This window comes from Georgenia sp. TF02-10, from assembly GCF_022759505.1.
GTDB lineage: Bacteria > Actinomycetota > Actinomycetes > Actinomycetales > Actinomycetaceae > TF02-10.
Map to the genome: position 1 here is coordinate 3,942,019 of NZ_CP094289.1, position 11,511 is coordinate 3,953,529.

Genomic DNA, 11,511 nt, shown 5'->3' on the forward strand with positions numbered 1-11,511 from the left:
GGCAGGCGGCGCACGCGCCGTCCACCCGGGCCGTCGTGGGCGGCGCGGTCACCGGCGCGCCGGTGCTGGCTCGGCTGCCGGTGCTGGCCCGCCCGCAGGCGTCAGCGAGCCGCCGTCGGCGGCACGTTCCAGTAGTGGATGACCGGGTCGTCGTGGTGGTAGGTGAGCATGCTGCGGTGCGCGGCGTCGAGGATGAACCCGGCGCCCGCCGCCGCGGGCAGGCGCAGCCAGCGCGCCGCGAGCACCCGCAGCAGGTGGCTGTGCGCGACGATGAGCACGTCGCCGCGCTCCAGGTCCGCCCGCACCCGCTCCAGCACCCGGTCCGCCCGCGCCCCGACCGCCGCCGCGTCCTCCCCGCCGGGCGCGCCGTCGCGGAACAGGTTCCACTCCGGCCGCCCGGCCGCGGCCCGCTCGGCGAGGTAGTCCGCCGTCGTGCGCCCCTCGAGCTCGCCGTAGTCCCACTCGACGAGGTCCTCCAGCACCGTCACCGCCCCGACGCCGGCCAGCTCGGCGGTGCGCCGGGCCCGCTGCCGGGGGCTGGTGAGCACGGCGGCGAAGGGCCGCTCGCCGAGGTCGTCGAGCAGGTGGCGGGCCTGCTCCTCGCCGACGGCGGTCAGCGGGATGTCCGACCGGCCGGTGTGCTTCCGGGTCCGGCTCCACTCCGTCTCGCCGTGCCGGACGAGCACCAGCTCGGACATGGCCACCTCCCTGGGATCGAAGCTCCCAGCATGGCGGTTCCCGACGGCGCCCGCGCGGCAGCGAGCACCCGTGCGGGTTGGGCGGGGCCTCACCGGACCGGGGCGGGCGGGGGCCGACCAAGCCGAGCGCCCCGCCGGGCGGTACCGGGCCGGGTGTCGGCCAGTGCTGGCCCGTCCGCCGCCTCGTGAGCAGCCCCGAGCCCCACCCGGCGCCGCTGGGATGATGAGCCGCATGAGCCGCGTCGACCTCGCCACCATCACCCCGCCGGTCGCCCTGGGACCGCTCGACGGCCGGTACCGGGGCGTCGCCGCCCCGCTGGTGAACCACCTCTCCGAGGCGGCGCTGAACCGGGCCCGGCTGCAGGTGGAGGTGGAGTGGCTGATCCACCTCACCGACCGCGGCGTCCTGCCCGGCGCCCCCACGCTCACGGACGCGGACCGGGCCTATCTGCGCGGCGTCGTCGAGAGCTTCGGCGCCGACGAGATCGCCGAGCTGGCCACCCTCGAGCGGGAGACCCGCCACGACGTCAAGGCGGTGGAGTACCTCCTCAAGCGCCGCCTGGACGCCGCGCCCGCCGTCCTCGGGCCGGGCACCGTGCTGCCCCGGATGCACGAGATCGTGCACATCTTCTGCACCAGCGAGGACATCAACAACCTCGCCTACGCGCTGACCGTCCGCGACGCGGTGACCCAGGTGTGGCTGCCGGCCGCCACCGGCCTGGTCGCAGAGGTCGCCGACCTGGCTCGGGCGAACGCCGGCGCCGCGATGCTGGCCCGTACCCACGGTCAGCCGGCCACGCCCACCACGCTGGGCAAGGAGCTGGCCGTCCTCGCCCACCGGCTGCGGCGCCAGCTGCGCCGGGTCGGGGCGGCGGAGTACCTGGGCAAGGTCAACGGCGCGACGGGCACCTACGGCGCGCACGCCGTCGCCGTCCCCGGGGTGGACTGGGAGGAGGTGGCGCGGGACTTCGTCACCGGGCTGGGGCTGACCTGGAACCCGCTGACCACCCAGATCGAGCCGCACGACTGGCAGGCCGAGCTCTACGCCGACGTCGCCCGGTTCGGCCGGGTGCTGCACAACCTGGCCACCGACGTCTGGACGTACATCTCGCTGGGCTACTTCCGCCAGCGCCTGGCCGCGCAGGGCTCGACCGGCTCATCCACGATGCCGCACAAGGTCAACCCGATCCGGTTCGAGAACGCCGAGGCGAACCTGGAGATCTCCGCCGCGCTGCTCGACACCCTCGCCGCCACCCTGGTCACCTCCCGGCTGCAGCGGGACCTGACCGACTCCACCACCCAGCGCAACATCGGGGTGGCGCTGGGCCACTCGCTGCTCGCGATCGACAACGTCCGCCGCGGCCTGGCCGGGCTCGACGTCGACGCCGCAACCCTGGCCCGGGACCTCGACGCCGCCTGGGAGGTGCTCGGGGAGGCGGTCCAGCAGGCCATGCGCGCCGCCGCCGTCGCCGGCGCCACCGGGATGGCCGACCCCTACGAGCGGCTCAAGGAGCTCACCCGGGGCCGGCGGGTCGAGGGCCCGGCGATGCGCGAGTTCATCGCCGGGCTGGGGCTGCCGGCCGACGTCGAGGCCCGCCTCCTCGCGCTCGAGCCGGGCACGTACACCGGGATCGCCGAGCAGCTGGTGCGGCACCTGGACGACTGACGGCGCGGCGGGGACCGACTGTGCTGCTCGGGTCGGTCCCGGCGCTCCCGCAGGCGACCGACGGCGCGGCGGTACAGGCGCCGCGGACGGACACCGGACGCCGTCGGCGGACACCGCCCGGCGGCGGACGCCGAGCCGGACCGTCCGGCCCTGGCGGAGGTGCGCGAGCGGGCCCCGTCCCGCGCCCCGTACCGTTGCCCCGTGCCTCCCCACCTGCTTCTCGCCCAGGCCGGCTCCGGCGCCCCCCTCGACGGCATCGCCGGCTGGGCCGTGCGCCTGATGGAGTCGCTCGGCGGCCTCGGCGCCGCGCTGCTCATCGGGCTGGAGAACCTCTTCCCGCCGCTGCCCAGCGAGGTCATCCTGCCGCTGGCCGGGTTCACCGTCTCCCAGGGCGACCTCGGGCTGGTCGAGGTCATCGCCTGGTGCACGGGCGGGTCGGTCGTGGGTGCGTGGCTGCTCTACGGCGTCGGGGCGCTGCTGGGCCGGGACCGCACCCGCGCCATCATGGCCTGGCTGCCGCTGGTCAAGGTCGAGGACGTCGACCGCACCGAGGCCTGGTTCCACAAGCACGGCAAGGGCACGGTCTTCCTCGGCCGGATGGTCCCGATCTTCCGCAGCCTGATCTCCATCCCGGCCGGGGTCACCCGGATGCCGCCGCTGCTCTTCACCGCCCTGACCCTGGCCGGCTCGCTCATCTGGAACACCGCGCTGATCCTGGCCGGGTACCTGCTCGGCGAGCAGTGGCACCTGGTGGAGGACTACGTCGGGGTACTCTCCCGGGTCGTCCTCGGCGCGGTGGTCCTGGCGGTCGTCTGGTTCGTGGTCGTGCGGGTGCGGCAGCAGCGGGCCGCCCGGCGCCAGCCGGCCGACGACGAGGCCTGAGGCGCGCACCCGGGAGCTGTCCGGGGCACCGCGGGCGGTACGGCTCGGGAGTGGTCTCGCGGTGCGCGAGGTCTGGGGGCGCGCCCGGTGCCTGGGCACCCGCTCAAGTCAGCGACCTCAGCTCGAACCAGCGAACTCGTGTCGCCGGGCAGCGCCGAGTTCGCCAGTCCGAGCCGAGCTCGCTAGTCACACCTGTCGAACTCGGCGCACACCCTCGAACTCGGTACGAGCTAGCGAACTCGCGGCCGGAGCCGGGCGAGGGCGTGGGGTGGCGGCACGCACAGTACCGGTCGGCGCAAAGCGGCGATGCACGCAGTCCCGGTGCGCGCAAGGCGGCCGGCAGGCCTCTCGGCGGCGACCCCGCCAGAATTCTCGTGCCGCCGGGTGTCGATCCACGGCACCCTCGTTCGTGGTGAGGGTGAGCGGCGGGCGACCGGCCCGCCCCGACGAAGGAGCGAACCGCGATGACCCAGTACCTCATCTCCGTGTGGGGCAGCGAGCCGGATATGTACGAGGACACCGACGCCGCGGCCACCCAGCAGGTCTACGACGGCGTCGAGAAGTTCAACACCCGCCTCCAGGAGTCCGGGGCGTGGGTGTTCGCCGGCGGCCTGGAGGCGCCGAGTACCGCCACCACCGTCGACGGCACCGGGCCGGACGCCGTCGTCACCGACGGGCCGTTCCTGGAGACCAAGGAGCAGCTCGGCGGGTTCTGGGTGGTCGAGGCGCCGGATCTCGACGCGGCCCTCGCCCTGGCCCGTGCGGCCTCCGCCGCCTGCCGGGACCGGGTGGAGGTCCGGCCCTTCCAGGCGGAGTGACGTGCCCGACGACGTCGGCCCGGCGGGCGCCGTCGGCCCGGCCGGCGACCTGACCGGCACCGTCGGCCCGGCCCACCTGACCGGCGCCGTCGCCCCGGTGCCGGATGCGGCCGACGACGTCGACCGGTCCGGTACCGCGCCGGGCGCCGTGGGCCCGACCGACCCGGCCGACGTCGTCGGTGCGGTCTTCCGCGGCGAGTACGGCCGATGCGTGGCCACCCTGACCCGCGTCCTCGGCGACCTCTCCCTCGCCGAGGACGCGGTGCAGGACGCGTTCACCGCGGCCGTCCAGCGGTGGCCGGTCGACGGCGTCCCGCCCAGCCCGGGCGCGTGGATCGTGCTCACCGCCCGCCGGCGGGCGGTGGACCGGCTGCGCCGGGAGGCCAAGCGCGCGGATAAGCACGCCCAGGCGGCGCTGCTGCACGCCCGCCAGGACCCCGGGCCCGGCGGGCCGGTGCGCGACGACCAGCTCCGGCTCCTGTTCACCTGCTGCCACCCCGCGCTCGCCCCGGCCACCCGGGTGGCGCTGACGCTGCGCACCCTCGGCGGGCTGACGACGGCGGAGATCGCCCGCGCGTTCCTCGTCCCCGAGGCGACGATGGCCCAGCGCCTGGTCCGGGCCAAGCGGAAGATCCGAGCCGCGGGCATCCCGTATCGGGTGCCGGACGAGGCCGACCTGCCGGCGCGGCTGGGCTCGGTGCTCGCCGTCGTCTACCTGATCTTCAACGAGGGCTACACCGCCTCCGCGGGCGCCGCGCTCACCCGGCCGGACCTCAGCGCCGAGGCGGTCCGGCTCGGCCGGCTGCTCCTGGAGCTCATGCCGGCGGAGCCGGAGGTGCGCGGCCTGCTCGCCCTGATGCTGCTCACCGAGGCGCGGCGGCCGGCCCGTACCGCCGACGACGGCGCCCTCGTCCCGCTGCCGGAGCAGGACCGGTCCCGGTGGGACCGGGCGCTGCTCGCCGAGGGGCAGGACCTGGTGCGGCAGTGCCTGCGCCGCGGCGCGCCCGGCCCGTACCAGGTGCAGGCCGCGATCGCCGCCGTGCACAGCGACGCGCCGAGCGCCGGGGCGACCGACTGGCCGCAGGTGCTCGCCCTCTACGACCAGCTCCGCGCCCTCGTCCCGACGCCGGTCGTCGCCCTCAACCGTGCGGTGGCCCTGGCGGAGGTGGCCGGCCCGCGCGCGGCGCTGGTCGAGGTCGAGACCCTGGACCTGGCCGGCTACCACCTGTTCCACGCCACCCGCGCCGACCTCCTCACCCGCCTCGGGCGCACCGCCGAGGCCGCCGGTGCCCTCGAGCTGGCGCTCGGGCTGACGGCGAACGAGGCCGAACGGGACCTGCTGCGCCGCCGGCTGGCGGGCCTGCGGGAGGAAGAGGTGCGCGGCCGCCGGTGAGCGCGGCCGGGGGCTCGCCGGGGTGACCGCGGCGGGGGCTCGCCGGGTGGCCACGGCGGGGGCTCGCCGGGTGACCACGATCGCCTCCGGGAGCCTGTTGCTTTTTGGGCTGGCGCGGGCCTGGGCGTGTCTGCCGGCCGGCCTGGGCGCTGCCGGGAGGATCGGGGGTATGGCCAGGACGTACCGGGTGGTGGATCGGGACCAGGAGTTCTTGCTCCCGCCGGACATGCGTGAGTGGTTGCCGCCGGAGCATCTGGTGACCTGTGTCAGCGTCTTTGTCCGCTTTAGGCCGTGGGATCACACCACATCGGGGTCTCCTGGGTTGGGTTGATTCTTCCGGTGTGCTCGGTGGTAGGCAAGGCGCTGGCGGGCAGCGCGGGCCAGCCCCTCGCGCCGGGCCCGACGGATGGCTTCGCCGCGGCCCTCGTGCTCGTCCAGCGGGGTGACGTAGCCGATGCCCGAGTGCAGCCGCGAGCCGTTGTACTCGGAGCGGACGACGTCGAGCTCGGCGCGCAGGACAGCGGGGTCGGTGATTGCCAGCAGGTGGGGCCACTCGGTCTTCACCGTCCCGTTGAGGGACTCGATCCAGGCCTGGTCGGTCGGCGTTGAGGGCCGGCCGAAGTGCTGGGCGATGGCGACCATGGCCATGAACTTGCGGGTGTGCCCGGCGATCATCTGCGAGCCGTTGTCCGAGACCGCCAGCAGGATCGGGGTCAACTCATCCTCCCCGTCCAGCTCCAAGTTCCGACCTCGGTCCTCGGCCCGCTGCACCGCAAGGTCGAGCAAGCCCTCGGCGTCAAGAGCCTGCTCGAAGCCGAGCCGGACCTGGACGTGGGTCTCCTCGGCCGAGACCACGTGCGTGAGCCACTTGCGCGAGACCAGGTCCTCGATGATCAGCACCGCCATCCCGGCCGCGGTGAAGTGGGTCGTGTCGTAGATCCAGATCGAGTTTGGCCGGTAGGAGGCCCAGTCCGGGAACGGACGCCGCTGCCCACGCGTAGGGCGCGGTGGATGACGAAACCGCAGGTCATGATCGGTAAGCACACGTCGCACCGTCGATGGGGAAGCCCAGAACAGGTCCTCATAGGAGCCGCGGTGGGCCAGGCGCCGGTGGGAGAAGTCTCTCTCCCCGAAGGTCTCGAACGCCGCCAGGATCGCCTCGATCTCCACCGGCCTCAGGGCGTTGACCGAAGCCCCGGGACGAGCATCATCCAGACCAGCCTCGCTGTCCGCTCGGCGCCGCCAGCGACGCAGCCGGCGCTCCTGCAGGCCGAGCACCTCACACGCCCGGGCCGCGGGCCAGCCCTCGCCCTCGGCGTGCTCGACCAGGTCCAGCAGCACCTGCTTGGTACCGGCGTCGACCCGGACTGGGACGGGGGCGGTGGGCATCAAACCCGCCCCCCTTTTCCCTCCAGGAGGGTCAGCTTCACTGCCAGTTCCTTGACCGCCTCCGAGAGTCGGGCGATCTCGGCGTTGGCCTCCTCCAGCTCCACATCACGCACCGACTTGCCCGGCGTGCCGGGCTTGGAGGCCGCCAGCGCTGCCAACGCGCCGTCCTTGGCCACCTGCCGCAGCCGGATGATCGTGGAGCGGTCCACCCCGGCCGAGGTCGCCGCCTGACCGATCGTGGCCTCACCCCGCAGCAGCTGCAGCCAGATCTCATACTTCGCTGACGGCGACAGCACCGTCCTGCTCCGCCGCGTCCTCGCGGCACCGTTCGTACTCATCGCGCACCCTCCTACAGGCGTCACGAAGACCGTACCGATGTTGCTTGATTCCCCGGCTCAAACCGGACACGAACGCTGACTCAACACACTGGTGTGGTTCTTGATCGCGGCGGTGGAGCGGATGGACACCACCGCCTTCCACGCCAAGGCCCGGTTGGGTGGGGTGGGTCGGCGGGGGTATGACCCGGAGATGCTGCTGACGCTGTTCGTGTACGCGATGGCGCAGGGGGAGTCCTCCTCGCGGCGGATCGAGCGGCTGTGCCACACGGATGTGGCGTTCCGGGTGATCTGCGCCCAGGACGTCCCGGACCACACGGTGCTGGCCCGGTTCCGCCAGCGCCACGAGGAGGCGCTGACCGGTCTGCTGACCGAGTCGTTGGTGCTGGCCGCCGAGCTGGGGATGCTCTCGATGGGGGTGGTGGCTCTGGACGGGACGAAGATCCAGGCCAGCGCCAGCAGGGGCGCCAACCGCAGCGAGGCCACCCTGCGGAAGATGGCGGAGGACTACGTCGGCCGGGTCGGCGCCACGGACGCGGAGGAGGACGCCCTGTTCGGTCCGGACAAGCGCGGGGACGAGCTGCCCGAGGCGGTGACCGACCGGACCGACCGGGGTGGGCGGATCCAGCGGGCGCTGGACGTCATCACCGCCCGCCGCACCAAGACCGAGGCGGAGGAGAAGAAGAAGGCCGAGCGGGCCCAGAAGCGCGCCGCCGCCCGCAAGGTGGAGGCGGAGGCGGAGGCGGCGAGGGCCGCCGAGCGGGCCGAGAAGTATCTCGCCGCCCGCCGCAAGGCCGAGGCCGAGGCGGCGAAGACGGCCGAGCGGGCAGAGAAGACGGTCGAGCGGGCCGAGGAGTACCAGAGCGCGCAGGCGGAGGGGGCCCCGCTGTGCGGGCACCCGCCGAAGGGGGTGGACCCGGTCGGCGTGGCCAGGGCCCGGTGGGAGCGGGCGCGGGCGCAGGCCGCGGCCCGGTACGAGGCCTACCAGGGCGACCTGGCCGCCGGGGTGGTCAGGAGGGGACGCCCGCCGCTGCCGCCGGACGAGCACTGCCGGGTCCGTCGGGCCTGGGTGGCCTACCAGGCGGCCCTGGCCGCCCGCGGCCTCGTGACCGCTGGTCAGGACACGGCCGGCGGCACCGATCAGGACCGGGCCCCAGGCGCCGGCGCCGGCAACGCCACCGGGGCCGGCACGGAGCAGACCGCCGACGCCGGCCAGGCGCCGGGCGCCGGCACGGAGCAGGCCGCAGACGCTGAGAAGGTTGGCGCCGGGGCGGCGGCGCAGGCCGGCGGCCCGGCCGGGGAGAACGCCGGGGAGAAGGTGTATGCCAACCTCACCGACCCGGACTCCCGGCTGATGAAGACCCGCGACGGTTGGGTCCAGGGCATGAACTGCCAGACCTCCACCAGCGAGGACGTGTTCATCCTGACCGCCCGGGCCACCCAGGACACCACCGACGTGCGCCAGTTCCTGCCCACCAAGGACGCGGTCGAGACCACCCTGGCCACCATCGCCGAGCGCACCGGCCGGACGGACCTGACCATCGGGACGATGCTCGCCGACGCGGGGTATGACTCCAACGAGAACCTCACCGCACCCGGCCCGGACCGGTTGATCGCCGACAGCAAGCGCCGCCGCCTGTCCGCCCGCGCCACCACGAACCCGGCCGAGGGTCCACCACCGGAGGGTGCGTCGGCCCGGGAGAAGGTCAACCACCGGCTGCGCACCCCCGACGGGCTCGCCACCTACCGGCGCCGGTCCCACCTGATCGAAGCCCCCAACGCCTGGCTGAAGGACGGCCGCGGGCTGCGCCGGTTCTCCCGCCGCGGCCTGGCAGCGGTGCAGTCCGAGCTCTCCCTGGCCGCCGGGGTGACCAACCTGCTCCGCCTGCTCGCCAAGGGAGTGACCACCGCCCAGCTCCAGGTCGCCTGACCCCCACCAGGGGCACCCCCACACCCCCGCCAGGGCCCCCACCCGCCCGCACAGCCCCCGAAGTCCCCCCAGGGCGTCCAGCACACGCTCGGCCCGGCTCACCGAGCCGCTGGTCCGAAAATCCCGCCACCAGGCCCCCGCGCGACCGCCGCCAAAGGACAACAGGCTCCCGGAGGCGATCTCGTGCCGATCTCGCACACGATCGCCTCCGGGAGCCTGTTGCTTTTTGGGCTGGCGCGGGCCTGGGCGTGTCTGCCGGCCGGCCTGGGCGCTGCCGGGAGGATCGGGGGTATGGCCAGGACGTACCGGGTGGTGGATCGGGACCAGGAGTTCTTGCTCCCGCCGGACATGCGTGAGTGGTTGCCGCCGGAGCATCTGGTGTGGTTCTTGATCGCGGCGGTGGAGCGGATGGACACCACCGCCTTCCACGCCAAGGCCCGGTTGGGTGGGGTGGGTCGGCGGGGGTATGACCCGGAGATGCTGCTGACGCTGTTCGTGTACGCGATGGCGCAGGGGGAGTCCTCCTCGCGGCGGATCGAGCGGCTGTGCCACACGGATGTGGCGTTCCGGGTGATCTGCGCCCAGGACGTCCCGGACCACACGGTGCTGGCCCGGTTCCGCCAGCGCCACGAGGAGGCGCTGACCGGTCTGCTGACCGAGTCGTTGGTGCTGGCCGCCGAGCTGGGGATGCTCTCGATGGGGGTGGTGGCTCTGGACGGGACGAAGATCCAGGCCAGCGCCAGCAGGGGCGCCAACCGCAGCGAGGCCACCCTGCGGAAGATGGCGGAGGACTACGTCGGCCGGGTCGGCGCCACGGACGCGGAGGAGGACGCCCTGTTCGGTCCGGACAAGCGCGGGGACGAGCTGCCCGAGGCGGTGACCGACCGGACCGACCGGGGTGGGCGGATCCAGCGGGCGCTGGACGTCATCACCGCCCGCCGCACCAAGACCGAGGCGGAGGAGAAGAAGAAGGCCGAGCGGGCCCAGAAGCGCGCCGCCGCCCGCAAGGTGGAGGCGGAGGCGGAGGCGGCGAGGGCCGCCGAGCGGGCCGAGAAGTATCTCGCCGCCCGCCGCAAGGCCGAGGCCGAGGCGGCGAAGACGGCCGAGCGGGCAGAGAAGACGGTCGAGCGGGCCGAGGAGTACCAGAGCGCGCAGGCGGAGGGGGCCCCGCTGTGCGGGCACCCGCCGAAGGGGGTGGACCCGGTCGGCGTGGCCAGGGCCCGGTGGGAGCGGGCGCGGGCGCAGGCCGCGGCCCGGTACGAGGCCTACCAGGGCGACCTGGCCGCCGGGGTGGTCAGGAGGGGACGCCCGCCGCTGCCGCCGGACGAGCACTGCCGGGTCCGTCGGGCCTGGGTGGCCTACCAGGCGGCCCTGGCCGCCCGCGGCCTCGTGACCGCTGGTCAGGACACGGCCGGCGGCACCGATCAGGACCGGGCCCCAGGCGCCGGCGCCGGCAACGCCACCGGGGCCGGCACGGAGCAGACCGCCGACGCCGGCCAGGCGCCGGGCGCCGGCACGGAGCAGGCCGCAGACGCTGAGAAGGTTGGCGCCGGGGCGGCGGCGCAGGCCGGCGGCCCGGCCGGGGAGAACGCCGGGGAGAAGGTGTATGCCAACCTCACCGACCCGGACTCCCGGCTGATGAAGACCCGCGACGGTTGGGTCCAGGGCATGAACTGCCAGACCTCCACCAGCGAGGACGTGTTCATCCTGACCGCCCGGGCCACCCAGGACACCACCGACGTGCGCCAGTTCCTGCCCACCAAGGACGCGGTCGAGACCACCCTGGCCACCATCGCCGAGCGCACCGGCCGGACGGACCTGACCATCGGGACGATGCTCGCCGACGCGGGGTATGACTCCAACGAGAACCTCACCGCACCCGGCCCGGACCGGTTGATCGCCGACAGCAAGCGCCGCCGCCTGTCCGCCCGCGCCACCACGAACCCGGCCGAGGGTCCACCACCGGAGGGTGCGTCGGCCCGGGAGAAGGTCAACCACCGGCTGCGCACCCCCGACGGGCTCGCCACCTACCGGCGCCGGTCCCACCTGATCGAAGCCCCCAACGCCTGGCTGAAGGACGGCCGCGGGCTGCGCCGGTTCTCCCGCCGCGGCCTGGCAGCGGTGCAGTCCGAGCTCTCCCTGGCCGCCGGGGTGACCAACCTGCTCCGCCTGCTCGCCAAGGGAGTGACCACCGCCCAGCTCCAGGTCGCCTGACCCCCACCAGGGGCACCCCCACACCCCCGCCAGGGCCCCCACCCGCCCGCACAGCCCCCGAAGTCCCCCCAGGGCGTCCAGCACACGCTCGGCCCGGCTCACCGAGCCGCTGGTCCGAAAATCCCGCCACCAGGCCCCCGCGCGACCGCCGCCAAAGGACAACAGGCTCCCGGAGGCGATCGTGGT

At 74.5% G+C, this 11,511-nt stretch carries 9 protein-coding genes; 6 read left to right on the forward strand and 3 right to left on the reverse strand.

All coding sequences use genetic code 11. The features are described from left to right. Window positions 1-101: 101 nt before the first annotated feature. Window positions 102-698: a histidine phosphatase family protein gene (locus MF406_RS17950; RefSeq protein WP_242895957.1), complete on the reverse strand. Its 597-nt coding sequence runs from the start codon at window positions 696-698 to the stop codon at window positions 102-104. Between the two features lie 232 nt (window positions 699-930). Between MF406_RS17950 and purB the strand changes: the two genes are divergently transcribed. The 4 genes from purB to MF406_RS17970 all read left to right on the forward strand — a co-directional run bounded on the left by purB (window position 931) and on the right by MF406_RS17970 (window position 5,457). Further along, window positions 931-2,364, forward strand: a complete 1,434-nt coding sequence (gene purB, locus MF406_RS17955; protein WP_371744546.1) for an adenylosuccinate lyase — start codon at window positions 931-933, stop codon at window positions 2,362-2,364. Between the two features lie 201 nt (window positions 2,365-2,565). After that, window positions 2,566-3,246, forward strand: a complete 681-nt coding sequence (locus MF406_RS17960) for a DedA family protein (RefSeq protein ID WP_371744547.1) — start codon at window positions 2,566-2,568, stop codon at window positions 3,244-3,246. 464 nt (window positions 3,247-3,710) lie between these two features. After that, window positions 3,711-4,064, forward strand: a complete 354-nt coding sequence (locus MF406_RS17965; protein ID WP_242895959.1) for a YciI family protein — start codon at window positions 3,711-3,713, stop codon at window positions 4,062-4,064. 148 nt (window positions 4,065-4,212) lie between these two features. Continuing rightward, complete coding sequence (locus MF406_RS17970; RefSeq protein WP_242897875.1) at window positions 4,213-5,457, forward strand: RNA polymerase sigma factor; 1,245 nt, start codon at window positions 4,213-4,215, stop codon at window positions 5,455-5,457. A gap of 297 nt (window positions 5,458-5,754) precedes the next feature. On the opposite strand, the gene MF406_RS17975 is transcribed toward MF406_RS17970, so the two are convergent. Both MF406_RS17975 and MF406_RS17980 read right to left on the reverse strand, forming a co-directional pair. Further along, a complete protein-coding gene (locus MF406_RS17975) occupies window positions 5,755-6,846 on the reverse strand; it encodes an integrase core domain-containing protein (RefSeq protein ID WP_242892526.1) in 1,092 nt (363 codons plus the stop codon). Next, the gene (locus MF406_RS17980; RefSeq protein WP_242892566.1) at window positions 6,846-7,142 is read right to left on the reverse strand and encodes a hypothetical protein; all 297 of its coding nucleotides are present in this window, start codon (window positions 7,140-7,142) and stop codon (window positions 6,846-6,848) included. Before MF406_RS17980 ends, MF406_RS17975 begins: the two co-directional genes overlap by 1 nt. A gap of 133 nt (window positions 7,143-7,275) precedes the next feature. On the opposite strand from MF406_RS17980, the gene MF406_RS18940 reads away from it, so the two are divergent. Next, a complete protein-coding gene (locus MF406_RS18940) occupies window positions 7,276-9,111 on the forward strand; it encodes a transposase (RefSeq protein ID WP_305852974.1) in 1,836 nt (611 codons plus the stop codon). Between the two features lie 291 nt (window positions 9,112-9,402). Beyond that, entirely contained in the window at window positions 9,403-11,325 is a 1,923-nt protein-coding gene (locus MF406_RS18945) for a transposase (protein WP_305852966.1), read from the forward strand. Window positions 11,326-11,511: the final 186 nt, after the last annotated feature.